Origin of the sequence: Ruegeria arenilitoris (assembly GCF_013032445.1) — a bacterium.
In the GTDB taxonomy this organism is placed as follows: domain Bacteria; phylum Pseudomonadota; class Alphaproteobacteria; order Rhodobacterales; family Rhodobacteraceae; genus Ruegeria; species Ruegeria arenilitoris_F.
The window spans coordinates 1-26,902 of sequence record NZ_WQCA01000028.1; the positions used below are offsets into that span (position 1 = coordinate 1).

At 54.2% G+C, this 26,902-nt stretch carries 27 protein-coding genes; 11 read left to right on the forward strand and 16 right to left on the reverse strand.

The features are described 5' to 3' along the window. From GOW98_RS22625 to GOW98_RS22645, 5 genes are all read right to left on the reverse strand, one after another. A partial coding sequence (locus tag GOW98_RS22625) for an IS6 family transposase (protein ID WP_170336343.1) occupies positions 1-456 on the reverse strand: 456 nt, incomplete at its 3' end. Positions 457-560: 104 nt separating this feature from the next. Continuing rightward, positions 561-1,538 carry a 2-dehydropantoate 2-reductase gene (locus tag GOW98_RS22630; protein ID WP_170336345.1) on the reverse strand — a complete coding sequence of 326 codons (978 nt, stop codon included), beginning with the start codon at positions 1,536-1,538 and terminating at the stop codon, positions 561-563. 4 nt (positions 1,539-1,542) lie between these two features. Further along, positions 1,543-3,078, reverse strand: a complete 1,536-nt coding sequence (locus GOW98_RS22635) for an acyl--CoA ligase (RefSeq protein ID WP_170336347.1) — start codon at positions 3,076-3,078, stop codon at positions 1,543-1,545. A 60-nt stretch (positions 3,079-3,138) separates the two neighbouring features. Next, positions 3,139-3,822 (reverse strand): fumarylacetoacetate hydrolase family protein, encoded by a 684-nt coding sequence (locus GOW98_RS22640; protein ID WP_170336349.1) that lies wholly within the window; start codon positions 3,820-3,822, stop codon positions 3,139-3,141. A 194-nt stretch (positions 3,823-4,016) separates the two neighbouring features. Continuing rightward, positions 4,017-4,757, reverse strand: coding sequence for a FadR/GntR family transcriptional regulator (locus GOW98_RS22645; protein WP_254438131.1), 741 nt, complete (start codon positions 4,755-4,757; stop codon positions 4,017-4,019). An 81-nt stretch (positions 4,758-4,838) separates the two neighbouring features. Between GOW98_RS22645 and GOW98_RS22650 the strand changes: the two genes are divergently transcribed. The 5 genes from GOW98_RS22650 (at position 4,839) to GOW98_RS22670 (ending at position 9,581) form a co-directional block, all read left to right on the forward strand. Continuing rightward, entirely contained in the window at positions 4,839-5,753 is a 915-nt protein-coding gene (locus GOW98_RS22650; RefSeq protein WP_367646887.1) for a fumarylacetoacetate hydrolase family protein, read from the forward strand. A 61-nt stretch (positions 5,754-5,814) separates the two neighbouring features. Then, the gene (locus GOW98_RS22655; RefSeq protein WP_254438132.1) at positions 5,815-6,840 is read left to right on the forward strand and encodes an ABC transporter substrate-binding protein; all 1,026 of its coding nucleotides are present in this window, start codon (positions 5,815-5,817) and stop codon (positions 6,838-6,840) included. Then, positions 6,837-7,646 (forward strand): ABC transporter ATP-binding protein, encoded by an 810-nt coding sequence (locus tag GOW98_RS22660; RefSeq protein ID WP_170336353.1) that lies wholly within the window; start codon positions 6,837-6,839, stop codon positions 7,644-7,646. The genes GOW98_RS22655 and GOW98_RS22660 overlap by 4 nt, the downstream gene beginning before the upstream one ends. Next, the gene (locus GOW98_RS22665) at positions 7,643-8,515 is read left to right on the forward strand and encodes an ABC transporter permease (protein WP_170336355.1); all 873 of its coding nucleotides are present in this window, start codon (positions 7,643-7,645) and stop codon (positions 8,513-8,515) included. The genes GOW98_RS22660 and GOW98_RS22665 overlap by 4 nt, the downstream gene beginning before the upstream one ends. Further along, on the forward strand, positions 8,505-9,581 hold the full coding sequence (locus GOW98_RS22670; RefSeq protein WP_170336357.1) for an Ldh family oxidoreductase: 1,077 nt from the start codon (positions 8,505-8,507) through the stop codon (positions 9,579-9,581). The genes GOW98_RS22665 and GOW98_RS22670 overlap by 11 nt, the downstream gene beginning before the upstream one ends. A 42-nt stretch (positions 9,582-9,623) precedes the next feature. On the opposite strand, the gene GOW98_RS22675 is transcribed toward GOW98_RS22670, so the two are convergent. Further along, complete coding sequence (locus GOW98_RS22675) at positions 9,624-10,301, reverse strand: GntR family transcriptional regulator (protein WP_170336359.1); 678 nt, start codon at positions 10,299-10,301, stop codon at positions 9,624-9,626. A 9-nt stretch (positions 10,302-10,310) separates the two neighbouring features. Next, the gene (locus GOW98_RS22680; protein WP_254438133.1) at positions 10,311-13,154 is read right to left on the reverse strand and encodes an FAD-binding and (Fe-S)-binding domain-containing protein; all 2,844 of its coding nucleotides are present in this window, start codon (positions 13,152-13,154) and stop codon (positions 10,311-10,313) included. A 167-nt stretch (positions 13,155-13,321) separates the two neighbouring features. Here GOW98_RS22680 and GOW98_RS22685 point away from each other — a divergent pair, with 167 nt between their 5' ends. Continuing rightward, positions 13,322-14,485 (forward strand): pyridoxal-phosphate-dependent aminotransferase family protein, encoded by a 1,164-nt coding sequence (locus GOW98_RS22685; protein WP_170336363.1) that lies wholly within the window; start codon positions 13,322-13,324, stop codon positions 14,483-14,485. Here GOW98_RS22685 and GOW98_RS22690 read toward each other — a convergent pair. The 9 genes from GOW98_RS22690 to GOW98_RS22730 form a co-directional block, all read right to left on the reverse strand. After that, a complete protein-coding gene (locus tag GOW98_RS22690; RefSeq protein ID WP_170336365.1) occupies positions 14,472-15,602 on the reverse strand; it encodes a cytochrome-c peroxidase in 1,131 nt (376 codons plus the stop codon). The two genes, GOW98_RS22685 and GOW98_RS22690, sit on opposite strands and share 14 nt — an antisense overlap. Next, a complete protein-coding gene (locus GOW98_RS22695; protein ID WP_170336367.1) occupies positions 15,599-15,976 on the reverse strand; it encodes a hypothetical protein in 378 nt (125 codons plus the stop codon). Before GOW98_RS22695 ends, GOW98_RS22690 begins: the two co-directional genes overlap by 4 nt. Continuing rightward, positions 15,973-16,779: an amidohydrolase family protein gene (locus GOW98_RS22700; RefSeq protein ID WP_170336369.1), complete on the reverse strand. Its 807-nt coding sequence runs from the start codon at positions 16,777-16,779 to the stop codon at positions 15,973-15,975. Before GOW98_RS22700 ends, GOW98_RS22695 begins: the two co-directional genes overlap by 4 nt. A gap of 21 nt (positions 16,780-16,800) precedes the next feature. Further along, positions 16,801-17,667: a dioxygenase gene (locus GOW98_RS22705; RefSeq protein WP_170336372.1), complete on the reverse strand. Its 867-nt coding sequence runs from the start codon at positions 17,665-17,667 to the stop codon at positions 16,801-16,803. Positions 17,668-17,677: 10 nt separating this feature from the next. Beyond that, a complete protein-coding gene (locus tag GOW98_RS22710) occupies positions 17,678-18,982 on the reverse strand; it encodes a TRAP transporter large permease (RefSeq protein ID WP_170336374.1) in 1,305 nt (434 codons plus the stop codon). Beyond that, complete coding sequence (locus GOW98_RS22715; RefSeq protein WP_170336376.1) at positions 18,979-19,530, reverse strand: TRAP transporter small permease subunit; 552 nt, start codon at positions 19,528-19,530, stop codon at positions 18,979-18,981. Before GOW98_RS22715 ends, GOW98_RS22710 begins: the two co-directional genes overlap by 4 nt. A gap of 30 nt (positions 19,531-19,560) precedes the next feature. After that, positions 19,561-20,634 (reverse strand): C4-dicarboxylate TRAP transporter substrate-binding protein, encoded by a 1,074-nt coding sequence (locus GOW98_RS22720; RefSeq protein WP_170336378.1) that lies wholly within the window; start codon positions 20,632-20,634, stop codon positions 19,561-19,563. Positions 20,635-20,781: 147 nt separating this feature from the next. Beyond that, on the reverse strand, positions 20,782-21,447 hold the full coding sequence (locus GOW98_RS22725) for a malonic semialdehyde reductase (protein WP_170336380.1): 666 nt from the start codon (positions 21,445-21,447) through the stop codon (positions 20,782-20,784). Next, positions 21,444-22,328: a fumarylacetoacetate hydrolase family protein gene (locus GOW98_RS22730; RefSeq protein WP_170336382.1), complete on the reverse strand. Its 885-nt coding sequence runs from the start codon at positions 22,326-22,328 to the stop codon at positions 21,444-21,446. Before GOW98_RS22730 ends, GOW98_RS22725 begins: the two co-directional genes overlap by 4 nt. 84 nt (positions 22,329-22,412) lie before the next feature. On the opposite strand from GOW98_RS22730, the gene GOW98_RS22735 reads away from it, so the two are divergent. Genes GOW98_RS22735 through yghX form a run of 5 tightly spaced genes read left to right on the forward strand, consistent with a single transcriptional unit; the run spans position 22,413 to position 26,734 of the window. Further along, positions 22,413-22,799 carry a YciI family protein gene (locus GOW98_RS22735; RefSeq protein WP_170336384.1) on the forward strand — a complete coding sequence of 129 codons (387 nt, stop codon included), beginning with the start codon at positions 22,413-22,415 and terminating at the stop codon, positions 22,797-22,799. A gap of 42 nt (positions 22,800-22,841) precedes the next feature. Beyond that, positions 22,842-23,507 (forward strand): GntR family transcriptional regulator, encoded by a 666-nt coding sequence (locus tag GOW98_RS22740; RefSeq protein WP_170336386.1) that lies wholly within the window; start codon positions 22,842-22,844, stop codon positions 23,505-23,507. A 1-nt stretch (position 23,508) separates the two neighbouring features. Continuing rightward, positions 23,509-24,807 (forward strand): malonyl-CoA decarboxylase domain-containing protein, encoded by a 1,299-nt coding sequence (locus tag GOW98_RS22745; RefSeq protein ID WP_170336388.1) that lies wholly within the window; start codon positions 23,509-23,511, stop codon positions 24,805-24,807. Next, a complete protein-coding gene (locus GOW98_RS22750) occupies positions 24,804-25,847 on the forward strand; it encodes an AMP-binding protein (protein WP_170336391.1) in 1,044 nt (347 codons plus the stop codon). The genes GOW98_RS22745 and GOW98_RS22750 overlap by 4 nt, the downstream gene beginning before the upstream one ends. Continuing rightward, complete coding sequence (yghX, locus tag GOW98_RS22755; RefSeq protein ID WP_170336393.1) at positions 25,847-26,734, forward strand: YghX family hydrolase; 888 nt, start codon at positions 25,847-25,849, stop codon at positions 26,732-26,734. The genes GOW98_RS22750 and yghX overlap by 1 nt, the downstream gene beginning before the upstream one ends. Positions 26,735-26,902 lie beyond the last annotated feature (168 nt).

Genomic DNA, 26,902 nt, shown 5'->3' on the forward strand with positions numbered 1-26,902 from the left:
CAGCTCTCGCAATGCGGCACCATATGAACGGAGCCTGTCGGTCACGGTCACTTCCGGGCGACCGTGCTTTCTCATTGCTTTTCTTAAGAGTTTCAGGGCCGCTTTCTTGTCCTGCGTCTTTGTGACATAGCTTTCAAGGACTTCACCCTCGTGGTCGACAGCCCGCCACAAGTAGTGCCGTTCACCATTAATCTTCACGAACATCTCGTCCAGATGCCAGCGCCACTGGCTCGACTTCATGCCGGCAATGCGTATTTTTTTGATCTCTGACGCGAACATCAGACCAAACCGGTGCCACCAGTATCGAACCGCTTCATGGCTGACGTCGACCCCGCGCTCATGCAGCAAATCTTCCACATTTCGAAGCGACAGTGGGAACCGAACATAAAGCATCTCCGCCAAACGAATGATCGCGGGACTGGTCTTGAAGTATCGAAACGGGGATTTCTTTTCCATGATGGGACGCTAGACCAGCCCCCTGCCCGCCTCAAACTTGTTTTGTCTGACAGTACCCCCCGCCCGCCCAAAACTGATCTCTTCAAATGATCGCTGGCAGAAACTTAATAAAGACCCGCGACCTTTGCCCTCTGCTTTATGAGCGACGCTACAGTATCGATCGTAGGTGTTGCGATCCCAGTTAGACGCCCTAATTCCTGGACCGAAGTGACCAAGGCATCAATTTCCATAGGTCGATGCAACTCCAAGTCCTGCCACATCGAGGTCTTGTGCGCACCTACAGCTGCTCCGCCATCAATTCGTTTCTCAACATCAATCGGGAACCTAACCCCCAGTTTTTCAGCGATTTCCTGAGCCTCTAGCATCATTCCACGCGCCACAGATCGTGTACCCATATCGGTACACAAGACATCAAGTGTTGAGTGGGTAAGAGCGGAAATCGGGTTGAACGACAAGTTGCCCCATAGCTTAAGCCAAATCTCGTCGCGAATTCTTGCTCTAACAGGCGCACGCAGCCCGGCGGTGGACAATGCGACCGAAAGGTTGGCGGCACGATCTGATTTAGAGCCATCGGGCTCGCCTAATGAAAAACGATTGCCTTCGACATGCTTGATCGAACCCGGAGCAATAACTTCTGCGGCTGGGTAGACAACACATCCAAGCACTCGATCCGGTCCAAAACCGTTCCATTGCGCGTCTCCCGGGTCTACAGATGCCAACCGCGTCCCCTCGAAGGGGCCGCCCTGCTTGTGGAAGTACCACCAAGGCACCCCGTTCACTCCGCTCACAATTGTTGTTTCATCCCCAATCAGCGGCTGCATTGTGTCCACGACTGCTGGAACGGAATGCGCTTTCAGTGTGATAAAGACATAGTCTTGTGGTCCGAGGTCGGCGGCATTGTCCGAGGCTCGTATTGTCACGTTGATCGGGTCCCGCCCATCCTCAAAAAGGGTCAGCCCTTTTTCTTGCACTGCGGCCAGGTGGGGTCCACGCGCGACAACACTAACGTCGACGTCAGTCTGCGCAAGCTTCGCGGCCACGTAACCTCCGATAGCTCCGGCACCAAAGATGCAAATTTTCATGTGTCTAAGCCTTTGTCAGTCCCAATTTAGCGGCCAGCCCGATCCTTTGTATCTTACCAGTCGCGCCTTTTGGAATCTCTTCGAGAATAACCACTGAAGTCGGCACCTTGAACTTTGCGAGCCGCGCGCCCACAAAATCCCGGACTTCCTGACCAGCAATCGCGGCTCCTTCTGAGAGTACCACCGCCGCTGCTATGTCTTCGCCCAGTTTTTCGTGGGGAACGGCAAAACAAACTGCCTGAGCGACGTCCGGATGGCTCAGAAGCACGGCGTCAACTTCAAGTGGACTGATTTTTTCTCCACCACGATTGATAAGTTCCTTAAGGCGTCCGGACAGGCGCAGGTAATTCTCTTCGTCGAACGACCCTTGGTCACCGGTGCGAAACCAGAGTTTTCCATCCGCTTCAAAGAAATTGTCTGCATTTGCCTGCGGGTTGCTCTCGTATCCCAGTGTCACGTTCGGACCGCTGATAACGATTTCTCCGACGTCACGCGAAGCGACCAATACATTTTCCGTTTCATCTGCAATTCTGACTTCGGGGCCCGCTGCTACTCCGACGAATCCGGGCTTTTGCTTTTGTGGAGGAAGCGGGTTGCAACACATTTGATGTGTTGCCTCAGTCATACCGTAAGCTTCAATGACAGGCGCATTAAAAGTCGCTACCAACTCTTCCATTACCGGCGCAGGCAGCGACGCGGAAGAAGACCGCAAGAAACGCAATCGTGATTGCTCAATGATCGATTGGTTACGCGCAGCCCGGGCGAGAATGGCTTGGTGCATTGTTGGAACTGCAGTGTACCAAGTCGGATCGACTTCGGCGAGTTGTGAAAAAAAGCTGAGAGCATTGAAGCCCTGAGTGCAACTAATTTGAGAGCCCGCTCCCAAGGACGCAGCGACGGCCGCGATCAACCCATGGATATGAAACAGGGGCATAATGCTCAGACAGCGATCGTCCGTCGTCAGCTTCAAAGACGAAGCCACGTTTTGCGCCGACGCGTAGATATTGGCCTGCGTCAAGGGAACGATCTTAGGGCGCGACGTTGTTCCTGATGTGTGGAGTATCAGGGCGACGTCATCTTCGCCCGGTGCTGATGCATCAGCCGCTCCAATTGGGTCACACGCTAGAACGGAGAACTGCCCGGCTGGGCGAGAACTATCAGCAGAAGCTCGCAAGATGGTTACACCCAGTTCCGTCGCCGCTTGCACGGCTGGGCCGTTTTCGTTTTCGCTTACTAGAAGTGCCTTGGCTTTCAGGTCTTTCAGATAGAAGACGTATTCTTCGTAAGTGTACGCTGGGTTTAAAGGTGCCGTCGTCGCAACCTGGGCGACGGATATGAAAGCAGTCGCCATCTCTGGCCCGTTGGGCAACACAATCGCCACTCTGTCGCCGCGCCCTATTCCGATCTGATGCAGATCCTTTTTGACCTTCGCGCAATGCTCGCGCAAACCAAGGTAGCTCAACCAAGACCGGCCAGGCGCGCCAATGGCATTTGCAGTGTCTGCGTGGCGTGCGATCAATTCAGCGACTAAATGGGGCATCTGTTATCCGTCTACACAAGCGTCGGTTTGTTTCGCAGAGTAAGGTTTTTGCAGCAGGTCTTAAGTTACGCGAACGGTCAGACTACCCAGCTTGTCGACGGCCAAGACCATAACATCCCCACGGTTGACGGGACCAACACCAGACGGTGTCCCTGAAAGGATAACGTCACCGGCCGCAAGCTCGAAGTAGTCGCTCAGGTAAGAGATCATCTCGGGGACTTTCCAGATCATCTGGTTCAAGTCGCCTTCTTGCCGAACTTCACCATTCACCGTCAGAGTAATCGGACCTCTGTTGAGATGCCCGACCTCTGATGCCTTGTGAATTGGTCCGCATGGCGCCGAGCGCTCAAACGCTTTCCCAATTTCCCACGGGCGGCCCATCTTTTTCATCTGCCCTTGCAGGTCGCGACGGGTCATATCAAGCGAAAGGCCGTACCCAAAGACATGATCCAATGCATCGTCCACCGAGATATTCGTGCCGCCGGACTTGAGCGCAACAAGCATTTCTGCTTCGTGGTGCACGTCGGAACTGTGCGGAGGGTACGGGAATTCCCCTGAAGGGTCCAAATTGTTCGGGTTCTTTTGAAAGAAAAATGGAGGTTCCCGGTTCGGGTCATGGCCCATTTCAATTGCATGCGCCGCGTAGTTTCGCCCAATGCAGTAGACACGCCGGACCGGGAACGTGCCGGCCCCCGCTACGGGTATGACATGCACCTGTGGCGCGGGAATTACATGATCGGACATCGCTTTCCTCCTGAACGTTTGACTGCCACAGATCGGATTTCCAAACGGTCAGATACCTTCCGATCGATGCCACGCCACATTTAAACGGACGCGGCGGCTTACCAAGTCATCGCCAAAATTCAGGCTGTTTTGCAAGACCAACGGCTACAATCTGCCCCGACCATTTCCCGAATTGGTTGGGCGCCAGCGCTACTTCAGCTGTCGGACTGGACGCTCGTAGGCAGCACCCGCGAATAAACCGATTTCAGGTGGTCCACCATGGCACTGGCCGCAAGCTCACAGTCGCCCTTTGCTATAGCAGACACGATCACATCATGTTCGCTAAAGCTGGAATAGTTTTCTGCGGGTTTTAAAGTTTCGCGTGGCTGCCCCCAAACAATCGATCTTCGAACCGAATTCAAAGTCTCAAAGAAGTATAAAAAGAGCTGGTTACGAGTGGAGCGGGCTATAGCGTAATGCAAATTATTGTCCCAAGCTTCGTACGTGCGCCAATCCTCTGCGGTACGACATTTGTCCGCGCAAAGCCTCATTTGCTCACGATCGGAACGTGTGGAATGGAGCGCTGCGAGGCGGCTAAGCTGCGGCTCGATCGTAAATCTAACGGATACAACCTGCTCAGGTTTAATTTGGTTGCCCAAATAAGTTACATCGGTGAGGTTGAGAACCGGCCTGGAACCAACAAATGTTCCCCGCCCCACATGACGCCAGATCAGCCCCTGGGCCTCAAGCTCTGCCAACGCTCTTCGCAACTGATTGCGAGTGGTCCCAAGTTTTGAACACAGCTCACGTTCAGGTGGGAGCCTGTCGTTATGCCTGTATCCGGCATTGTTAATCAGGTCGCGTACACGGTGCGCGAGTTCGGTTGGTGCACTCATATTTCCACCCAATTTGGCGATTGGTTGATTGATTGAAACGCCAAGTCGGAAAAAACTCAAGGGCAAGAGGAAAGCAAGAAACGAGTCGCCGGACAGGATCCGTGACCACGTCTTGACATAAGCACGAGGGAGGAGTGCCGAGTGCGTTTAGCAACTGTTTCCGTAGAGGGCCACGCCGTTTGCGTGGCAATACTAAACGATGGCGGCAAGTTGGACGTTTTGCGCGCAGCGCAAGTGCTTGGCGAAGCGCTGGACGCGGGTTCAATGCAGCATCTGATCGCAGGCGGAAAAGTTACGCTTGGCGTTTTGAAAACCCTCGTTTCATCGGCCGAAGCGGGTAATCTAAACGACGCACTGGTCCCGGATGACGCGCCGTTTCTGGCACCAATTCCTTCCCCGCGTAAGAACGTTTTCTGCGTCGGGCGCAATTATGCTGAACACATCGCCGAGGGCGAACGTGCCCAAAACCAAAAAATTGGCGTAACAGAGCATCCGGTCTTCTTCACAAAACCGCCGACATCGATTGTGGCGCCAGAGGCAGACATTCTGATATTCCCCTCGGTCTCACAAGCCATTGACTATGAAGTTGAACTGGCAGTTGTGATTGGAAAACCGGGGCGAAACATAGCCAAGGCTGACGCATACGACCATGTATACGGCTATACGATCCTCAATGACATCACCGCACGCGACATTCAACGCCGACATGGTGGGCAGTATTTCAAAGGCAAAGGTTTAGATGGGTCTTGCCCATTGGGCCCCTTCATAGTGACCGCTGATACAATCAGCGATCCGCACGCTCTATCAATCGGATTAACAGTCAACGGCGAACAGCGCCAAAACGGATCGACGTCGGACATGATTTTCGACATTCCAACGCTGATCGCATCCCTTTCAGAAGGTATGACCCTGGAACCTGGCGACGTAATCGCGACCGGCACACCGTCTGGTGTCGGATACGCCATGGACCCACCACAGTTCCTGAAAGACGGGGACACTGTGGTTTGTGAAATTTCAGAAATCGGCACGCTCAGGAATACCGTGCGCGTCGTTTAAGTGGCTCCTGCATAGCTGAATCTGCGGGTTGCCAACCATGCAAGGGAGGAAGACTAAAATGATGAACAGAAGGACTTTCACAGCGTCCTTGCTTTCGGCGGTTCCGGTAGCAGGAGCACTAGGAACACAGGGCTTTGCGCAGGACTTGCGTAAAATTACCTTCGTGCAGCCAAGCCCTTCGGCAATCAATTCATTTCCGGTTTTTGTCGCCATTGGCGAAGGTTATTTCGCTGATGAAGGGTTGGATGTGACCGTCGAGGCCATCAACGGCTCAGGAGCCGTGCTTCAAGCATTGTCCGCCGGACAGGCTCACTTCGGTCGCCCCGGTCCTGGCCCCTTAATTGCTGCACGGTCGCGGGATGTAGATGCCGTACACATCTACAACGTTGCGGCACGCAGCAACTTTGGCATAGCCGTGCCAGAAGACTCTGACATCCAAAGTGTTGAAGAGCTTCGAGGTAAAGTTATCGGAACAGGTACGGCCGATGGCGCAGAAGTCGGCTTTGCACGTAACGTGATGACCGGAGCAGGCATGAAAGAGGGTGAAGACTTCACCTTCCTTACCGTCGGCGACGGTGGCCCGGCGACCGCGGCTTTCCTAAACGGCGAAATCGACGCTTACTCTGCTTCGACGGCTGACACGGCAATTCTAAACCAGCGCGGAATGGCGGTGCGTGACATCACGCCTGCGGAGTTCGGGCGTTTCTTCGGTAACGGCATCGCCACAATGGCTGACACAATCGCCAACGACCGTGAATTGGTCGAAGCTTGGAGCCGCGCGTTCGCACGTGGTCATGCATTTGCACTGGATGATGCCAACCGTGAAGCTGTTTTGAAGCATTTGGCGGATGGTAACCCGCAGGAAGGCGAGGACAAGGAGTTCCAGTCAGCACTGTTCGATGCCGTACGCTCGAAAACTATCGCGGCGGATCCGAGCAATGGCCTGGGATGGTACCCCGCCGAAGTTTGGCAGGAATGGCAAGACGCACTTGTTGCAGGGGGCGAAATCCCAGGGCCGCTGGATGACCTGAGCGCTGCTTGGACCAACGAGTTTGCTGCCATCGGCAATGAGGCTGTCAGCAAATGAACGCTGTAGTCACACATGAGTTTTCCGGCGCGCCTTTGGGCACGCCGGTCTATGAGTTGACCCATGTAAGCAAGACCTATGCACGCAATCTTGTTGTCGCTCTCGAGGACATCAATCTGACGCTTCGGAAAGGAAGCTTCACATCTGTCATCGGGTCCAGCGGGTGCGGCAAGTCAACTCTACTCAAGATCATGGCGGGTCTGATCCCGCCCACCAAAGGGCGTGTAATCCTTCAAGGGCAACCAGTCACTGGGACCCGCCGGGACATCGGTATGATGTTTCAGCAAGCGACGCTTTTCCCCTGGAAAACAGCGGTGGAAAACATCGTCTTGCCAATTGAGATCCGCGATGGAAAAGCGGCGGCCAAGCAAGCTATGGCCAAGGCGCATGAACTTTTGGACATCGTAGGTTTGCAAGGGTTCGAAAACGTATATCCGAACGAATTGTCAGGCGGTATGGCACAACGCGCTTCGATCTGCCGAATGCTGATCACGGAACCAGCCGTGCTATTGATGGACGAACCGTTCAGCGCGCTCGACGAGTTGTCACGCGACATGATGAACATGGAATTGCAGCGGATTTGCAGGGAACAGGATGCGACTGCTTTTCTTGTGACGCACTCTATTCAGGAAGCTGTTATTTTGTCTGACGAAATCGTCGTCTTGAAACCGCGCCCAGGCAGGATTGCTGAAATCGTTGAGGTCGACCTGCCACGCCCACGAACACTCGACATGATGACGACACCCAAATTCGGCGCTATCGTAGACTACATTCGCAGCCTCCTTGATAAGGGAGAAGAAATGTGAGCGAAGTTCAGAATTACTCACCTTCCGTAAAAGAAGCTGACTCCTCAGAAGACACTGTATGGGAGCAGAAAGTTCACTTTATCGACTCGGTCCCTCGCTGGCTGGCGATGACCTTTGTCTTCGTGGTCTTCGTCGGTACCTGGCAAATTGTGACCAGCCTAAAGCTGGTCTCTCCGATCATTCTACCGACGCCGATGGAAACCCTCAAAGATATGATCTTCGTGGGACAAAATCTTTTGACCGGTGGCTACATGCTTGGTGCGCTGTGGATCACCATTAAAGAGGTCATATACGGATTCGCGCTGGCAATCGCGATCGGATTTTCGTTAGGCGTTCTGGTTGGGGAAACGGCCTTTGGGGAAAAGGCTGTGATGCCCTACTTGGTGTCTATCGATACGATGCCAAAAGTCGCGTTCGCTCCTCTCTTCGTAGCTTGGCTGGGCTTTGGCATTGAATCCAAGGTGGCACTTGCCGCCTTTATCGCGACATTTCCAATTGTCGTTGGGACAGCGGCTGGGCTTCACGCCGCCGACGAAAATGCTCGCATGCTTTTCAAGACGATGGGCGCCAGCCGGATGCAGACGTTAATCAAAATGAAGCTACCAACAGGCCTGCCGCAGATATTTACCGGCCTCAAGATCGGAGCCGTCGGCGTTATGGCGGGCGCGATCACAGGAGAGTTCCTGGGTGGCGGTAAGGGATTTGGTGAGTTGATCCGTGTTGCGGCATCGCAGCTCAATACTCCGCGCGTGTTCTCCTTGATCCTGTACCTAAGTCTCGTTGGTCTCGCTGTATTTGCGACAGTGGTTTGGACACAGCGAAAACTGGTGTTCTGGCACAAAGAGCAGGTTGGCAGAGATGACTTCTGAGCCAGTGAAAATAAACTGCCAGACCTTACGTGAATTTGTGGCGAGCGCGCTCGAAACTCGAGGTGTTCCAAAAGCGGATGCAGATCAGGTGGCCTCGACGATGGTTGAGGCCGACATATTCGGATATGGCACCCATGGAGTCTTTCGCTTGCGCCAGTATCTTGCCCGATTGGCCGGAGGCGGGTGCAACGCCAAACCAAACGTTGCCGTCATACATCAGACTGTCGCGACCGCGTTGATTGACGGCGATGACGGCCTTGGGCATTTGGCTATGTCGGCGGCGCGAGATCTTGCGATAGAAAAGGCGAAAGAGGCCGGTATCGGATGGGTCGGTGTTCGACGCGGCAATCATGCTGGACCTTTGGCACTTTATGTGCGCCCACAAGCCGAAGCTGGAATGCTTGGCATGGCTGCAGCGGTGGGCAGTGCGAACCACGTTCCGCCCTATGGTGGAACCGATTTACTTCTTGGCACCAATCCTATCGCTTTCTCTGCACCTGCCGATGGCCCCGACCCGTTTGTGTTTGATATGGCGACGACAGTTGCCGCGATGGGCAAGATCAAGACCCTGTTGCAGCAAGGCGAACCTATGCCCGAAGGTTGGATGGTTGGGCGTGATGGCAATCCGTTAACGGACCCTGCCCGCAAATCAGAAGGGTTTCTTTTGCCGATCGGAGGTCCGAAGGGTTTCGGCCTTTCCGTGGCCATAGGGTTGATGGCCGGAGTATTGAACGGCGCTGCCTTCGGCTCTGACGTGGTCAACTTCACATCAGACACGACCTCATCCACAAACACAGGGCAATTCGTAATGGCGCTTGATCCGGCGGCCTTTGGAATGGAAAAAGACTTTGCTTCGAATGCAGCCCACGTCTTTTCCGAAATGCGCACATCCCCCCCCCTGCCCGGCCATGACCCGGTACGCCTACCCGGAGACGGAAAAACGGCCGCAGCTGACGCCCGTCGCAAAGACGGTGTAAGACTTAACCCCGCTCTTTGCCGAGACCTCAACAAACTTGCTGAGGACTGTGGGCTATCCCCTCTGTTTCCTAGTATCAGCGCCGACTAGCAGCGCATCCGTGGGAAGCTGGTAGGCGCTTTTGACGCGAGTTTAGCGAGGTGCCTCGTCCTCTGCCTCCAGCGCTTTCACAAGAGCAGAAAGCTTGTTCATCATGTGCAGCTTCATGGTTTTTCCAAGCCCATCTGCATCGCGGGCTTTAAGCAACTCCATCATGGCTTCATGTTCATCAATTGCCTGCGCCCAGCGTTTGTCCGACAAGTTAGCCATAAAACGTGCACGGCGGACCCGTGCGGCCAATAGCTTGTGGTGGTTTTCCAAAATTTCGTTTCGCGCGCCCTGAATAAGTGCCTGATGGATGTCCTGATTGGCTTTGAAATACGCCTGCCGATCACGCGCCTCGTACGCGCTCAGCATATCCTTGTGGCTACTTTCAATCCGTTGAAATCCCGCGGCGTCCATTTGCTGACAGGCCAGTTCCCCCACCAGTTGTTCAAGCGCTGCAAGCACTGGAAACGTGTTCTCCAATTCTTCTCTCGTTACACTCGCAACGCGAGCACCACGATTGGCCTGAAGAACCACAAAGCCTTCGGATGCAAGAACTTTTAGCGCTTCTCGCAATGGTGTCCGTGAAACACCCAATGAGTCGCAAAGTTGTTTCTCGGGCACTTTCTCACCCGGTTTCAAAACGTCTTCGACGACAAGATTGCGCAAGCGTTCGACCAACTCTTCATGTAGGGTTGGGCGATTAATGCTATCCGTCAGGTTCATATCCACATCCTAATATTCAAGGACCATATCCAGCAGGCGCGCGACGTGCATTGCTTGGCGCTGCGTACCTTCGGCGATTTGGTGGCGGCATGATGTTCCATCCGCCACAACAATTGCATCCGCAGGCGCCGCCTCCAAAGCTGGAAACAGGTCGAGTTCCGCCATCTTGATCGAGACATCAATAGTGCCGGGCGCGTATCCAAATGCCCCTGCCATACCACAGCAACTGCTTTCAAGCATATGAACCTGTGATGCGGGAATACGCTTAAGTAAGTTAACCATCGGTGTGACGGCATCGTGTGCTTTCTGGTGGCAATGACCATGCACATAGATGGGGCGATCTATCGCTTTGAGAGGCAATTCCGACTGTTTGGCCAGAAATTCCTCAAAGGTATGAGTGGCATTGGATAGCAACTCCGCATCCTGCCCCGGACAAAGAGCCAAATATTCGTCCCGGAAAGTGAGGATAGAAGATGGTTCGAGACCGACTACCGGTATGCCTTGTGCAACCGCTTCTCGCGTCGCGTCAATCACGCGCTGTGCCTCGTGACGCGCTTCTTCCAAGCAACCCACAGCCAACAGAGTACGCCCGCAATCCAGCGGCCTTCCTGTTTGGTCATCTCTTGCCATGGCAACCCGAAGCCCTAGCGCACGCATAACCCGGACAGCGGCGCGCAGATTGTCTGGCTCGAAATATCGGTTGAACACATCGGCAAACAGAAGCACCTGCGGATCTGTGTCTTGGGCCTCGACATCCCGGAACGGGTCAGAGGACCACACCGGCAGGTCACGTCGCGCCGAAATTCCAGCCGGTTTTTCCAGTAGTTTGCGCAAAGGGCCAATTTTATTCCGGGCATTCAAAAGCCACGCAACTTTAGCTGCTTTAGGTGCATATCTGGGCAGATAAGCTATTAATTTATCTGCCAATGTCAGCCCGTCTTTTTTGCGCTTCGCTGAAAGCACTTCGATCTTCATGCGGGCCATATCGACGCCAGTCGGGCATTCACGCGCGCAAGCCTTGCAAGACACGCAGTATTTCATCGTGTCCTGCATTGCGTCTGAGGCTAAACCGCCCGGCAACTGCCCGCTGATGGCAAAACGCAACGTGTTTGCCCGCCCACGTGTGGCATCACGTTCGTTTCGGGTCGCACGAAAGGAGGGACACATAACCCCGCCCTTGAGCTTGCGACACGCACCGTTGTTGTTGCACATCTCGACGGCGCCCTGGAATCCTCCCCCGGCACCCGGCCAAGCAGACCAGTCCAGCGCCGTTTCGAATTCTCGAACTGAGTAATCCGGGCTGTAGCGGAATAGGCGGCGATCATCCATGGCAGGCGCGTGTACGATCTTGCCGGGGTTCATTAGCCCGTAGGGGTCAAACCGGGCCTTAACCTGTTCAAACGCAGAAACGATACGCGGGCCGAACATCTTTTTATGAAACTCTGATCGCACGATCCCATCACCGTGTTCGCCTGAATGAGACCCCTTGTATCTCTTGACCAGATCAAAGGTCTCTTCGGCAATCGCCCTCATTGTCCGGACGTCTTTATCCTGCCGCATGTTCAGAACAGGACGAACATGGAGACACCCGACTGAGGCATGCGCGTACCATGTCCCTTTTGTGCCGTGCCGGGTAAAAATTTCGGTAAGGCCAGCGGTATAATCGGCGAGATCAGGCAACGGGACAGCGCAATCTTCCACAAAAGAGATCGGCTTGCCGGCCTCCTTCATCGACATCATAACGTTCAACCCGGATTTTCGGTATTCGGCGATCGAGTTTTGCAGCTTGGTATCAGTAACTGATACTACCCCGCCCCAACGGTTTTCAGTCCCGCTGAAATCAAACCCGAGATCTCCCATCAGTTGCGATAGCTCGACCAGCTTTGCAGCATTGGCGTCAGCGCTACCCTCAGCAAATTCCACTAACAACAACGCTTCAGGGTTGCCTTCTACAAACGCCTCAATTGTACTGCGGAACAATGGGATATCTCTCCCCAACGCAATCATGGTGTCGTCGATCAATTCTACCGCCTGCGGCTTGAGCGTCACGAGGTGCTGTGTTGCCTCCATCGCAGAACGGAACGTCGGGAAATGACACACGCCGACAACTTTCTCGCCCGGAAAGTGAGCAAGGTTCAGTTCCAATTCAGTGAAATAGGCCAGAGTGCCTTCTGACCCCACCAGCAAATGAGACATGTCGACGTCGTTGCCGACAAGCGCATCGATGTTATACCCGCCCACACGACGCTGGAGATTGGGAAACCGGGCGTCAATTTCTGCAGCCTCGCGACGCCCCAGAGCACGCATGTCCCCAACAAGATCGGCATAATCGCCAGATGCCGTCGTATCGGCGCTGAACCGTGCTTCCATACCATCGCTGAGGATTGCACTTATTGCACGGACGTTATCGCGCATGATCCCGTAGCGCAGGGATTTTCCACCAGAAGAGTTGTTGGCGGCCATTCCTCCAAGCGTGCAACGTGACGCGGTCGAGGGGTCTACGGGAAACCATAAGCCATATTGCTTTAGTGACTGGTTCAACTGATCCAGAACAACGCCGGGCTGAACACGCGCGACACGGTTCTCAACGTCTATGTCAAGAACACGATTCAAGTGCTTGGTGTTGTCTAAGATAACGCTCTGATTGACCGTTTGCCCACATTGCGATGTGCCGCCGCCGCGCGGAAGAACGGAGCATCCTTCGTCGCGCGCTACAGACATCACGGCCTGCACGTCCTCTTTGTTTCGGGGAATGACCACGGCGTCCGGCATCATCTGATAGATTGAAGCGTCAGTCGAGTATCGTGCGCGTGATGCCGGGTCGGCCATCACCTCGCCTTGGACGTCAGACATCAGTCGGCGGAGCAACGATCCATTCTCAAGCATCGGGTTCGCCTTCCCTTCCCAACTAGCCAATTAGAAGCTTCACTTCACCGTTGACTGAATAATGAATTCATAATTAACTTTTGCCAATAGGTAAATGCGCCACTGTTTCGGCGCCAGCGGAAGGATCAGTTCAGATGCGCCAGGCGGGCAGACATTTTTTGCAAATCCCAGGGCCAAGTGCCGTGCCGGAACGTATCCGGAAGGCCATAAGCATGCAGACCATCGATCACCGGGGGCCAGATTTTGCAGAAGTAGGCCACAAGGCCCTCGCTGGGATGAAAACAATTTTCAAGACAGAACAAAACGTCTTTATATACCCTTCATCCGGTACAGGCGCGTGGGAAGCTGCGCTTGTGAACACAGTGTCGCCGGGCGGAAAAGTTCTCATGTACGAAACAGGACATTTCGCATTCATGTGGTGTAACTTGGCTGAAAAAATTGGGTTACAGCCAGAGTTGATTGAAGGGGATTGGCGTGGCGGTGCGGACCCCAATCAGATGGAAGACCGCTTGCGCTCGGACAGTCAGCACGAGATCAAGGCGGTATGCGTCGTCCACAATGAAACTTCTACCGGGTCAGTCTCGCCTATTGAGGAAGTGCGCAGGGCAATAGACACGGCGAAACACCCTGCCCTTCTTTTGGTTGATTCAATCTCTGGCCTTGCATCGATCGATTTTAGGTTCGACGAATGGGGCGTAGATGTCTGTGTCTCCGGTTCGCAAAAAGGGATGATGCTACCGCCGGGTCTCAGCTTCAACGCTGTGAGCGATCGTGCTCTGGAACATTCAAAATCCGTGACCATGCCACGCAGCTATTGGAATTGGCAGGATATGGTCGAGCCAAACCAGAAAGGGTTCTTCCCTTATACCCCTGGCACCAATCTTATCTATGGATTGAATGAGGCCATCGATATGTTGCACGAGGAGGGGCTGGAGAACGTATTCGCTCGTCATGCCCGCCACGGAGCCGCGACTCGAGCTGCCGTGCAAGCATGGGGGCTTGAGGTATTGTGTGCCCGCCAAGGTCAGGAGTCAGGCGTACTGACCGCTGTCAAAGTGCCTGAGGGACATTCTGCTGATGCCTTTCGTGCGACGGCGCTGGAGCACTATGATATCTCACTCGGAAATGGTCTATCCAAAGTAGCCGACAAGGTATTCCGAATAGGTCACTTGGGCGATTTCAACGACCTGATGTTGATGGGCACACTCTCAGGCGTAGAAATGGGACTCGCCAAAAGCGGCGTGCCGCACACTACAGGCGGTACTCAGGCTGCATTGGAGTATCTCAAGGCCGCGTAACGCCGGACAGAGTCTCCAAAAACTCAACCAGGTCTGCAATCTCCTGCTCGGATAAATTCAGTTCAGAGAGTATGGCTTCGCCATCGGCGTGAAGCCTTTCTATATCAATTTCGTTATAGTGTCGGACCACGGCGTCCAGATCATCCAGGCTGCCGTCATGCATGTAGGGGGCGGTTTCGGCCACACCTCGAAGGCTGGGCGTACGAAAGGTTCCAAAATCGGAATGGCTCCTTCGTACATTTCGGACCGCCCACGCGCCTTGCTTTTCCGGATCGTCAGTCCAGTCTCCGTCCAATGTGTAAGGGCTGGAGAGCAAGAAGTTAAGCCCTCCGAACCGGCCATCGTCGACTTCGGTTTCACTCAGAAAATATGGCACGCCCGCGTCGTGGAATTCGTTGTTGGAAAATCTCGGGCCATTATGGCAGAACGCGCAATTCCCGCGCCCCAAGAAGAGCTGAAGCCCTCGCTGGGCAGCTTCGGGGTAGTTCGCAGCCTCTGCCAGATCGCTGCGCTCCAACGCGTCGCGAAAATCGTCAAATTGTGTCCGCTCGGTTACCAGCGTTTCCAGATAAGCTGATAGGGCTTTGGCAATGTTTACCAAGACCTGCTCTGTGTCTTGGCTTTGAACATCGCCAAAAATGACCTCAAAATCTTCAATGTACGTACTCTCGGAAATGGCTCTCATTAGGCTTTCTTTGCTGTGCGCCATCTCTTGTTCTTCAATGATCGGATGCAAGCTGGCAGCCCATAGATTATCGCTCTTTCCGCCCCACCCGTACCATCGTAGACCTGCCAGATTTCGAAGTGATGGCGTATTCCGATCCAAAATCACGCGACCGAATGTTCGTGCCTCGGAGTTGGTGAGTGCCTGCTCGGGGTCGTGACAACTTGCACAGGCAAATGCACCATCAATCGACAACACCGGATCGTCGAAAAGCGCTGCGCCTAGCGCAATCGCTCGGGGATCGTTTGAAACCCTGTTGCTTAGATCAGGTTGGAATGATGGTGGCCACGGCCCAAAGGACAGCGTTTGTTGGATTTCGTCTTCTGACAATAGGACTTCTGCACGCACCGAACTCGTCAGCAAGACTAGCGCAGCTGTCACCCACAACTTCATTTCAGCGCAATGTCAAAGGTGTAGGATACCGATTGCCCGTTGTATTCGACGTCCACTTGAAGCTCCCACATTCCCGGCATGTGAAACAGCATATCATCAACACGGAACACACCGTCGCCTTTTGCAGTGACGACTGGAAGGTAGTTCATCCCGTGTTGGTGAGCAGGCATGATTGCATCGACGCGCATATCACTCACGGCAATTTCGCTGCACACAGTGAGGAGTATTGAAAACGGTTGAGCCAACGGAATTTGGTTGACAGTCACATGCACCGCAGGCGCGTTCTGAATTTCCGAACCCATCCGTTGCCCGGTCGCCTCACAAGCGACGGCAGCGTCGGAAGATACCAGAAACCAGACGAGCCAGCGGATCATTTTGATGCCAGCAATCGTTCTGCGTTGGCATAGGCAATGTTGTCCGCGATCTGGTCTGGAAGCAAATCCAGCCATTCGCGTGAAAAATCTGCATGCGGGCCGACGTAATACCAGCGCTCCGGCGCAAATGTATCGGTACCGACCATAAACCGATCAGGATGCGCTTCGAACGCAGCTTGCCAATCCGGATCGACACGGCCCCGCGAGACCATGTCGGAACGGAACGCCAGATCGGCCCAAAGCCGGGGATACGCATTTAAAGCGTCGACAACCTTTCCCGGATCGTCAAAGCCAGAATGTGCCCACAATACCCGAGCCTCCGGCCAGGTTTCGAAGATAAGGTCAACCGCGTCGCGATCACCGTGATGGTGCAGAATTAAGTTCCGTTCCTTCGCCAGCGCGATCATACGCTGGATAACCGGCGTTTTGATATCGTCCCCATAGGCGTGAAACTCGCCGATGGCCTCGTAGTCGTTCTTCGACAGATTTGCTTCCAGATAATCGATTACTGTTTCGTCGTGCATCCAGGTGTTGATCTCACCGCGACGACGATAGGGACGAAGTGCCGGAACAACGATGTCCGGCGCAGCAGCCAAAAGCAGTTGCGTTCCGTTATCGTCCGAACTGGAAACCAGGGCTTTCCGCACGCCTGCATCCCGCAGGATTTTGGCCACTTGTTCGGGCGGAACCAGTTTCACGGCATCATGGCTGTAGTGAATATGTGCATCGAAAATCGGTCGCTCGTCGGCGATGGCCACTCCGCTGACTAGCGCTGCACATACAATGAATGTGTATTTTAGCACTTCAAGCATCCTCCATAGCGTTCAGTCCCGAGCAAGCGTGACGTCGAAATTCACGTGCAGGTAAGGTTCAGTGATCCTACCAGAAAGTACCATGTCATCGGGAAATTCCGAAGCTGGTCGTTCAACATACGTCATCACCAGATCGTCTCGAACACCAAAGACCGTATCCTGATCCAGATAGGGATCGTCGTCCGGAAAAATCTCGGTCACGAGTGAGCGATAGCCGGGGGCTTTGACGATAAAGTGCAGGTGTGAGGGCCTCCACGGATGGCGACCGCAAGCACGCAGAATATCGCCAACTGGCCCGTCAGACGGCACAGTGTATTCAACTGGCTTTACTGTGGTGAACGCGTATCTGCCATCGTCACCAACTGTCATCAGCCCGTGGAAAGAGTAGGTGTCCTGTTCTTCATCCTGACTGGCGTAGAGGCCGTTGGGTGCCGTTTGCCAGATGTCGAGTTCTGCTCCTGAAATGGGATTGCCCGCTGTGTCCCGAATGATGCCTTCAGCAAGCAGAACCGGCCCGCCGTAATGTCGTTTCATATCCCCACCCATGGGCAGCGGAGGTGCGCCGGATACATGAAACGGGCCCAACACCGACGAACTTGTTGCGTCTGGACTTGAATGCAGCATGTCCACCAAAGAAGACAGGCCCAGGACGTCCGACGCCAGCACAAACTCGTGCCGGTCCTCGGCTTCCACAGCGGCACAGCCCTCGAGAAACGTAATCCCAGCTCGCCATTCGTCATGCGTCAGGTTGGTTTCGCGCGCGAAGTCATGAAGGTGCTTGACAAGTGACCCCATGATTTCGCGCATCCGCGGATCAGTGTCTTTGGACAAGTATCCCATGAAGACGTCGGTGATATTGTCTTTGGTGACAGAGCGCATCTTGGCCTCCTTAAATCAGGGCAAGGCTGAGGATCGGGAACTCGATCAGAATGAAAAGAACAATTAGCATCACGAACGCAAAGGGAAGCGCGCCCATGAACACGTCCTTGAGTGATATGCGATCATCGTTGATCGTGGATTTTATAACAAAGCACGATATGCCCAAAGGCGGTGTTAAAAGCCCGATCTCAGCTCCGACCACGGTGATTATCCCGAACCAGATCAGCGACATATCAAGGGCTTCGGCCATCGGAAGGAACAATGGCACAACGATCAGAATGATGGACGCAGTGTCGAGCAACGTTCCCAAGAAAAGCATCAGCAAAACATAGAGCAGCATGATCGACCAGAAGGACGCCGAATTCCCAGCGAGCAAGTCCTGCAATTGGTTGGGTAGCCCGGCGAGTCCCAGCATGCGGCTGTAGATTGACGCTGCTGTGATCAGGAACAGGATCGCCGCTGTGATATGGCCGGTCTCCAGCAACGCATCCCAGAAGGCTCTGGTCGTCATGGATTTGCGCGCAACGGCGATAACCAGCGCGACCAGAGCCCCGGCTGCCCCTGCCTCGACAGCAGTTAGCCACCCCGTGTAAATGCCGCCGAGCACCACGGTGATGATGAACAATGTCGGCAGGGTTTTAGATGCGATCTCGCGCCCTGACATCCACTCGGTGTCTTCGACGACGCGGCCTCCAACGAAAGATGGTGTGAAACGCCCCATGACCCAGATCGCGCCGACATATGCGATTGCCAGCATAATCCCCGGAATAACCCCCGCTAGGAACATGTCCCCCACGGATTGTTCCGCCACAAAAGAATAGATAATCAGCATCGCCGAAGGCGGGATAATCATGCCCAAAACCGAAGAACCGGCAACCACGCCAACAGCAAAGCGTGGGTTATAGGCCTGCGCCATCATCTGCGGCACTGAGACTTTGGTGAACACGGATGCGGATGCAATTGACGACCCGGTTACGGCAGCAAAAACGGCATTGGCCCCGACGGTCGCCATGCCGATTCCGCCTTTGACCTTGCGAAACCGCATCGTCATGACTTCGTAGATGTCCTTACCTAATCCAGCCTTTGAAACGATGAGCCCCATGAAGGTAAAAAGAGGGATTGTAGCGAAGCTGTATTCCATCGCGCTGTCGCCGACCGCCACTTTCAACAAGTTAAGCGCAAGCGTGAAGTTGTCCCGCATCAGCCAGATCGACACGAACGAGACCACGCCCAAAGCAATCGGAATGTAGACGCCGGCGTAAATCAGAAAGACGATTGCAATGACCGAGATCAGGCCAATCTCAATCGGCGTCATTCTGCGGCCTCGTCATGCTCTGGGGTGCGAATAAGTTGCGGGCGGTCCTGCGCCGTGACGACCTTGAGCAGGAAAATCACGCAGGCAAGCGCAGTACCGCACGCGATGACCAGTTTGACCGGCCACCATGGCAGTGTGAAAAGACCCGGAACGCCAAAGTAGTCCTGCGTCTCCCACATGTGTAGAAATTCTGGAAAAGTCACATAAGCGATCAAAGCCATGAAGATTGCCGAGATGGCGTTTATGATGCGCCGCAGGTTGGCTGTCAGGCCGGGGCGGCGATGGTGCAGCAGGTTTAGAAACCCGTCAGATCGTGTCAGCCGGTCCACTCTGACTACGTCGGCCAATTGGAAAAAAACGATCATCACGACCGAAAACTGCACCATCTCGTAGGTTCCGCGCAGTGGGGCAGAAAACAGACCGCGCGCAACGACATCCACGTTTAGGATAACCACCAACGCCAGAACGACGAGCGTACCCAAAGCGTTGGCAGCGATTGCAAGCGAATTGGCAACCCGTGACAGGACAGCAACAGCAGTCTTCAGCATGTAAGGCCCCTTTCTCAGGTCGCCGAAAGGTTATTTGACTGTCCAGTCGCGCACACCAGTGAATCCGGCGCCCTGAAGCTTGCTCAGATAAGCGGCTAGCATCTCTGTGCCCTGTTCGCCGTTTTCGTTAAGCGTTGCAGCCCATTCCTGCGCAACATTGGGCATAGCATTTGCCCACGCGGCGCGGTCTTCATCCGAGATTTCAATGATCGATCCGCCAGCTTCTACAAAGGCATCTCGTGACGCTGCGGCTCGGTCCATCGCAATGCCTGCCACATGGTCACGGTAGTCAATAGCCACGGCCTGTAGTACTTCTTTGACCTCATCGGGCAGACTCGCCCAGTAGTCGGCATTGACGGTGACTGTTTTTGTATTCACCGCACCAAGGTCTGCCTTCAACATGTAAGGGGCCACTTCGACGATTTTGAACGTCTTGGAAGCTTCCGGCCAAATCATTACGCAATCGACGAGGCCGGTTTGGACCATGTTGTAGAAATCTGTAAGGCCACCGCGAACGCCAGCCGCGTCCTTGATACCCTCGAGATAGCGCAGGTTCAGACCAGCACCCGCGATCTTGCGTCCTTCAAGGTCTGCAACTTTCTCGACCGGCTCTGAGCAGAACATCTGATATGTGTCGAGCACAACGCCTGTCGCCAGGTAGACCTGATTTTGCGCAGCGAACTCATTCTGCATCGCCGGGTATTCTCGCGCGATCTCGTCGACCGCCTTGGCCACTGCGCGAGCATCCGACGCGACGAATGGTGTCGAGCCCGAGATCCCCTGGCTGGGCAGCTTGGACGAATGGAAGATGGTTGTGACGATGCCAATGTCGCCCAATCCCAACTGTACGCCTTCCAGAACGCCTTTGGGTTTTACAATAGAACCGCCATAGTTCTCCTGCCAGTTCATCTTGTAATTGCCGGACTCGGCCAACCGCTTATCCACTTCAGGAATAAAGAAGTTTGTGAATTCTTTCACCCACAAGGCCCGGTCTGGGTAACCATCAATTACGACAGCTGAAATGGTCTCTTCCGCTGCGGCTGACAGTGCCATAGTGCTTGCCACGGCAACACCCAGCAGACTGCACTTGGTCCAGTTTTTCATTATCTCTCCTCCCAGAAAGTTTGATCTTGTTGCCCTTTATTTGTTCGCCTTGAACCCCGGCAGTCAGTCCTCTCCACACCAACCGATTTGCGCAGCATTGCGACGGCAAAGTACTTGGCCGATTGGCCGCCCACTTGCGTCATTTCCTCATGCATAAGAACAAACCCTGTCGAACGGAAATCGCGGCAGTTTGTGAAACAAACCCGTTTCATCGGCGTAACCTAGATTGCACAGAAAGTTCGATTTGAGGGTGGTTCCTGCAAAGAACTCCTCGTCAACAATCTTGTTCGAAAAGCCTGACATGGCACCAACGTCCAACCCAACAGCCCGTGCCGCGATCATGAAGTAAGCGCCCTGAAGCGTACCATTGCGAAACGCCGTATCGGCCACGTAATCGGGATTATTTTCGAACAACGGCCGACGATCTTCGTGTGGGAAAAGGAAGGGCAGTTCCTTCCAGAACTCCATGTCGTAGGCAATTATGGCCGTGACTGGCGCGCCCATCATCTTTGGCACGTTCTTTGGCTTCAAAGACTTGGCAAGCCGCTCTTTGCCCTCGGCACTTTTCACGAAAATGAACCGCGCAGGCAGTGTATTCATACTGGTCGCACCGTTGATCGTGATGTCGTAAATCTCTTCAAGCAACGCGTCGGAAACCGGCTTGTTTGTCCACGCATAGTGCGACCGAGACTCGCGCAGAATCAAGGCGATTGCGTCATCCGACAGACGAGGAATGCGCGCGCGCAGTTCGCGATGATCTTGCTGCGCCTTGGCGCGAAGTGCTTCCAGCTCTGCTCCGGTCGGTGCGCTCATTCTGCTGCCACCTTTGACCTGTTGTCTTTTTCGTCCACGATCGGGCTGGAACAGACGCCGATACCTTCGATCTCGACCTCAACGGTTTCGCCCGGCTTCAACCAGCGAGGGTCGGGTTTTTTGGCGTGGCCCACGCCCGGCGGTGTTCCCAATGCAACCAAATCTCCCGGTTCCAGGGTCATGAATTCCGAAATTGTCGCGATCACCTGGCGGACACCCCAGATCATGTTGGCGGTATTCGAACTTTGAAGAACCTCATCGCCAACGCGGCTTTCGATCTTGAGGCCCGAAGCGCCTTCGGGCAACTCATCCTGAGTCACGGTGAAGGGGCCAATTGCGCCCGTGTCGTCAAAGTTCTTACCCGGCGTCCACTGAACCGTTTTGCGCTGATAGTCCCGCACCGACCCATCGTTGAAAACGGTATAACCAAACACATGATCCAGCGCGTTTTCTTCCGAGATATGGCGACCGCGTTTCCCAACAATCAGCATCAATTCCGCTTCATAGTCGAAATGCTCGGAAGCCGCCGGTCGCACCATGGGTTTGCCAGCCGCCATGATTGAGTTTTTTCCGCGCATGAACAGCGTGGGGTACTCGGGAATGTCGTATCCACCTTCTTTGATATGGTCGGTATAGTTCAATCCCATGCAAACAATGGTGCCGGGGGCGGCCACCGGCAATGCCGGCGTGATAGTCGAGACTGGCACAGGCACCGCTGCTGAGATTTTATCGGCCATTGAGTCGCTCAAACCAGGATCGGCAATCAACCCCATCAGATCTGTGCCGACACCAGAGTCCAAAGCCGTTAAATTTACTGCTTTTTCGCCGTTCACGGCAAACACCGCGGTACCTTCCGAAGTCTCTCCCACTAGGTATTTCATTTTCATCATCCATATCAGTTTGCTTGATTTTTGCCGATTATTTTGCCATGTGTCAAATAATATCGATTTTATTGGAGGACGCAGATGGTTGCCTGGGCAGACTACAAATCAGAAGCACAGAGCCGCGGCGCACTTGCTTTGGAGCTTTACGTTGCACACAGCACGCCTGCCAAAGCGCCCGAAGACGTGAAGGCGTCACTTCCTGATCACCTGGCATATCAGGCGCAGCTTGAACGTTCGGGTCAGCTGGCTTTTGCCGGACCAATGTCGGATGAAACCGGTGAGCATATGCAGGGAATGGGCCTGATCATCTACCGCGCCGACAGCCTTGAGGCCGCTCGAAATCTAGCCGAGGACGACCCGATGCATAAAAGCGGGGCGCGCAGTTTTGTTCTTCGGCGCTGGATTATCAACGAAGGCTCACTGAACCTGACAGTCGGCCTATCGACCGGAACAAGCGCCCTCAGTTAAAAGCACTTCAAAGATTGCGCATTCAAAGAGGAAAAGTCGGATATGGACGTCATGCTTGATACCGAGGGCAAAGAGAAATCAGCCACTCATGGTGCGTATCGGCGGCTGCGCGATATGATCCTCACAGGCGAGTTGCCGCCCGGACAAAAGCTCAAGATCGAACAACTCCGTGGTCTTCTGGACACCGGCGCAAGCCCGGTTCGCGAAGCGCTTAGCCTACTGACCTCTGACATGCTGGTCGAACGGATCGATCAGCGCGGATTTCGGGCGGCGCCAGTCAGCAAATCCAACTTCGAGGAAATACTTTTGCTCCGATGCAACCTCGAGGAAACTGCGCTGCGCGCTTCCATCGCTAATGCAGATGGAGCTTGGGAGGACAGGCTTGTTTTGCGGCATCACCATATGAAAAAGGCCAATCAAAAAGGTGCACCAGACTTCGAAGACGCCCACAAAGCGTTTCATATGGCCTTGTTGGAAAATGCAAAACTGCCGTTGCTGCTACGGTATTGCTCGCAACTTTATGACCTCAACATTCGCTATCGTTATCTGGCGGCGGGAGGGCCAAGTTACAAAAAGCGCGATATCGCTGCCGAACACCAGCAAATCCTGGATGCCTCACTCGACCACGACGCAGACAGCGCAACCCGGCACTTGCTCAACCACTACCGCCGAACGGGTGAGTACCTGAGCAGTCAGATGGAGTCCTGAAATGCAGCGGAACTGGTTTCTGGGCGATCTGCTGAATCAGCTGTTCGATCGTCCCGGCAAAAAGCGCGGCAACAATGACAATCGATCCATTGCAGAGCTTTGTGAGGCCTTGTTGTCCGCCGAAGGCGAAGTATCGGGCTTCACCCTCGCCTCCACAATTCTTGATCGCTACCAGACCTTGGAAGACCCCGAGAAATTGGAGTTTTTCGCCTATTTGAATGACCAACTTGAGCTGGACGCGGATCAGCTTGCCGAAGTGGCAAGCCTCTATGCCAACGACAGAAGTGTCAATTTATATCAAAAGCTTAGCGAAGTCGCGGAATCCAGAGGGCAAGAGTTGTTGCGCCGATTGAACCAACCATCCGGCGCGACACAAGAACTCGTAGCAATGCGCGTTGACCTATTGCGCTTTCTTAAATCCAACCCCGAGCTCAAACGAACAGATATTGATTTCGTTCATTTGCTGAGAAGCTGGTTCAAACGGGGCTTTCTTGTCCTCAAACAAATCAGTTGGGATACCCCTGCCCGCGTTTTGGACAAGATCGTTGCCTACGAAGCGGTCCATCAAATCAACGATCTGGATGATCTGCGTCGCAAGCTCTACCCGCCGGATCGTCGTTGCTTTGCATTCTTCCATCCTTCGATGCCAGATGAGCCACTGATTTTTGTCGAAGTTGCTCTTACGGCTGAAGTTCCAGACGCAATCGATGCGCTTTTGTCCGAAGATCGGGAACCGATCGAAACCGAACAAGCGAAAGTCGCGGCGTTCTACTCTATCTCGAATTGCCAGAAAGGTTTAACCGGTATCAGCTTTGGCAATCTGTTGATCAAACAGGTTGTAACTGAGCTGTCGCGAGAACTTGAGGGGCTTGATACATTTGTAACCTTGTCGCCGATACCGGGACTGAACCGTTGGCTAGAGGGCGAAACAGACAATCCTGAGGACGGCCACGCCGCCGAGGCCGTACTTGCGGCAACAACCTCACCGCAAGATTTGCGCGCAATGGCCGCCCGGGACCCGTTGTTCGCCAAGCGTGAGGATGGGATGCCGCTGGATCCCGTGGCCCGCTTTCACCTCGGAAAAGGTGCCGAGTTGCACGAGTTGCACGCCGAAGCCGATTTGTCACCGAACGGACGATCACAATCCGGCGGTGCGATGGTGAACTACCTGTACGATTTAAACAAAACAGAACGTCATCACGAAGAGTTCGCGACACATGCGACGATCGAAGCCTCGCGTTCTGTTCGCGCGGCCTCAACCGCTGCGCTTGCGACCAAGCCAAGGGAAAATACCGTGTGACCAACACTCTATGCGACAGCCTGTTTGCCCGGCATGAGGGCAACGAGGCTCCGTTCCTGCAACTCGACGATGACCAGGTTGTGTCCTATGACGCGTTTTTGAAGCGCACCGCGCAGGTCGCGCATGTTTTGCAATACAACGGCGTTTCACCAGGCGATCGCATCGTTGTGCAAGCGCCCAAGCTGGCCGATACGATTGCCCTCTACGCCGCTTCGGTACAGGCAGGTGCAGTCTACCTGCCGCTTAACATAGCCTACACATTGGCAGAGTTGGACTATTTCATCTCTGATGCCCAACCTTCGATGATCGTTTGCGACAGCAGAGACGAAATTGAAGTCGTAAAATTGGCGGTTCGGTCTGGGGCGAAGCTGCGGACATTCGGCGGCGTTTACCCTAGCCTGAGCAGCGAGGCCGACGCGCAGTCCTGCGTATTCGAAACCGTGGATCGCGCTCCGAACGATCTTGCCGCGTTGCTCTACACATCAGGCACCACAGGCCGTTCCAAAGGCGCAATGCTGAACCATCAAAACCTATTGTCCAACGCCCAAGCTCTTGTTGGTCTGTGGGGTATCACAAACGACGATCGCTTGGTTCACGCGCTGCCGATCTTTCACACGCACGGGCCTTTCGTGGCGATGAATACGTCACTGCTCGCCGGTGCCAGAGTTCGCCTTATGCAAAAGTTCGACCTCGGCGCCATCCTGGATGAATTGCCCCAGTCGACCCTTTTGATGGGGGTTCCCACTTTCAATACAAGACTGCTGGCAGACGACCGGTTCACAAAAGAGATTACATTGCTGAGACCATCAGGGACAAGCTGTCGCGCTTCAAACATCCGCGCCGCTCCGAATTCGTCTCGGAATTGCCGCGAAACACTATGGGAAAAGTTCAAAAGAACGTGCTGCACGAACGGTACGCGGACATGGAACTGTCGCCGGCAGAATCTTAGTAAGCCCATCCAGACGCTCAATCAAATCAAGACTTTCAGATCGGATACTACCCTCCCCTTCAGACTGCCAAACTCATTAGGAGATCCATAATGACCCGCATGACGACAAAAGACTTCGGCCAGGAACTTCTGGACCTGTACGACTTTTACGCGCACGGCAAGATCACCAAGCGCCAATTCCTGGATCGCGCCGGAAAGTTCGCGGTCGGCGGCGTGACAGCGGTTGCGTTGCTGAACATGCTCAGCCCGAATTATGCGATGGCTCAGCAAGTGTCATTCAACGATCCCGATATCCACGCAGACTACATTACCTATCCGTCACCCAATGGAACCGGTGATGTCCGAGGGTATCTTGTCCGGCCCGCTGGTGTTGAAGAGCCCCTACCTGGGGTGCTGGTGATCCACGAAAATCGCGGTTTGAATCCTTACATCGAGGATGTGGCGCGCAGGTTGGCAAAAGCTGGATTTATGGCGTTGGCCCCCGACGGTCTGACATCGGTTGGCGGCTACCCGGGCAACGACGCCGATGGGCGCGAGTTGCAAAAGACAGTGGACCGTGTCGAGTTGATGAACGATTTCTTCAATGGGTTTGAATACTTGCTGAACCGAAAAGACTGCACCGGCAAGGTTGGTGCTGTGGGTTTCTGCTATGGCGGTGGTGTGGTCAGCGCAATTGCCGTGGCCTACCCCGAACTGGCGGCAGGAGTGCCATTCTACGGACGTCAGCCTTCGACAGAAGATGTACCCAAAATTCAGGCACCGTTACTTGTTCAGATGGGAGAGCTTGACGAACGCATCAACGCAGGTTGGCCAGATTTTGAAGCCGCTCTGCAATCCAACAATAAGGTTTACGAGGCGTATATCTACGAAAATGCCAACCATGGTTTTCACAACGACAGCACGCCGCGCTATGATGAGGAGATGGCAAACCTAGCTTGGGGTCGCACTATTGATTGGTTTAACACCTACCTGAATTGAGCAGCGCAACGGCGAAGCGTTCACAATTTTGTCATCGCTTCGATGCTTAAAGATTCCGAGAGAGAGTTGTCAGACTAATTCAAACCCGTCTCGGTTATGCCAATATAGCTGCCGGTGCTGTCAGGCGAATTCGAACCAGTCTCAGTTTGCCGCGGAGACCGTGAACCT

Excerpts from the sequence above, each read along its gene's own strand:
- GOW98_RS22715 (WP_170336376.1), bottom strand. The coding sequence starts at position 19,530 with ATGCTGAAGACTGCTGTTGCTGTCCTGTCACGGGTTGCCAATTCGCTT.
- GOW98_RS22740 (WP_170336386.1), top strand. The coding sequence starts at position 22,842 with ATGGACGTCATGCTTGATACCGAGGGCAAAGAGAAATCAGCCACTCAT.
- GOW98_RS22745 (WP_170336388.1), top strand. The coding sequence starts at position 23,509 with ATGCAGCGGAACTGGTTTCTGGGCGATCTGCTGAATCAGCTGTTCGAT.
- GOW98_RS22725 (WP_170336380.1), bottom strand. The coding sequence starts at position 21,447 with ATGAGCGCACCGACCGGAGCAGAGCTGGAAGCACTTCGCGCCAAGGCG.
- GOW98_RS22680 (WP_254438133.1), bottom strand. The coding sequence starts at position 13,154 with ATGTCTGACGTCCAAGGCGAGGTGATGGCCGACCCGGCATCACGCGCA.
- GOW98_RS22660 (WP_170336353.1), top strand. The coding sequence starts at position 6,837 with ATGAACGCTGTAGTCACACATGAGTTTTCCGGCGCGCCTTTGGGCACG.
- yghX (WP_170336393.1), top strand. The coding sequence starts at position 25,847 with ATGACCCGCATGACGACAAAAGACTTCGGCCAGGAACTTCTGGACCTG.
- GOW98_RS22635 (WP_170336347.1), bottom strand. The coding sequence starts at position 3,078 with ATGCCCCATTTAGTCGCTGAATTGATCGCACGCCACGCAGACACTGCA.
- GOW98_RS22630 (WP_170336345.1), bottom strand. The coding sequence starts at position 1,538 with ATGAAAATTTGCATCTTTGGTGCCGGAGCTATCGGAGGTTACGTGGCC.
- GOW98_RS22640 (WP_170336349.1), bottom strand. The coding sequence starts at position 3,822 with ATGTCCGATCATGTAATTCCCGCGCCACAGGTGCATGTCATACCCGTA.
- GOW98_RS22710 (WP_170336374.1), bottom strand. The coding sequence starts at position 18,982 with ATGACGCCGATTGAGATTGGCCTGATCTCGGTCATTGCAATCGTCTTT.
- GOW98_RS22655 (WP_254438132.1), top strand. The coding sequence starts at position 5,815 with ATGAACAGAAGGACTTTCACAGCGTCCTTGCTTTCGGCGGTTCCGGTA.
- GOW98_RS22675 (WP_170336359.1), bottom strand. The coding sequence starts at position 10,301 with ATGAACCTGACGGATAGCATTAATCGCCCAACCCTACATGAAGAGTTG.
- GOW98_RS22695 (WP_170336367.1), bottom strand. The coding sequence starts at position 15,976 with ATGATCCGCTGGCTCGTCTGGTTTCTGGTATCTTCCGACGCTGCCGTC.
- GOW98_RS22730 (WP_170336382.1), bottom strand. The coding sequence starts at position 22,328 with ATGAAATACCTAGTGGGAGAGACTTCGGAAGGTACCGCGGTGTTTGCC.
- GOW98_RS22705 (WP_170336372.1), bottom strand. The coding sequence starts at position 17,667 with ATGCGCTCTGTCACCAAAGACAATATCACCGACGTCTTCATGGGATAC.
- GOW98_RS22720 (WP_170336378.1), bottom strand. The coding sequence starts at position 20,634 with ATGAAAAACTGGACCAAGTGCAGTCTGCTGGGTGTTGCCGTGGCAAGC.
- GOW98_RS22735 (WP_170336384.1), top strand. The coding sequence starts at position 22,413 with ATGGTTGCCTGGGCAGACTACAAATCAGAAGCACAGAGCCGCGGCGCA.
- GOW98_RS22670 (WP_170336357.1), top strand. The coding sequence starts at position 8,505 with ATGACTTCTGAGCCAGTGAAAATAAACTGCCAGACCTTACGTGAATTT.
- GOW98_RS22685 (WP_170336363.1), top strand. The coding sequence starts at position 13,322 with ATGCGCCAGGCGGGCAGACATTTTTTGCAAATCCCAGGGCCAAGTGCC.
- GOW98_RS22690 (WP_170336365.1), bottom strand. The coding sequence starts at position 15,602 with ATGAAGTTGTGGGTGACAGCTGCGCTAGTCTTGCTGACGAGTTCGGTG.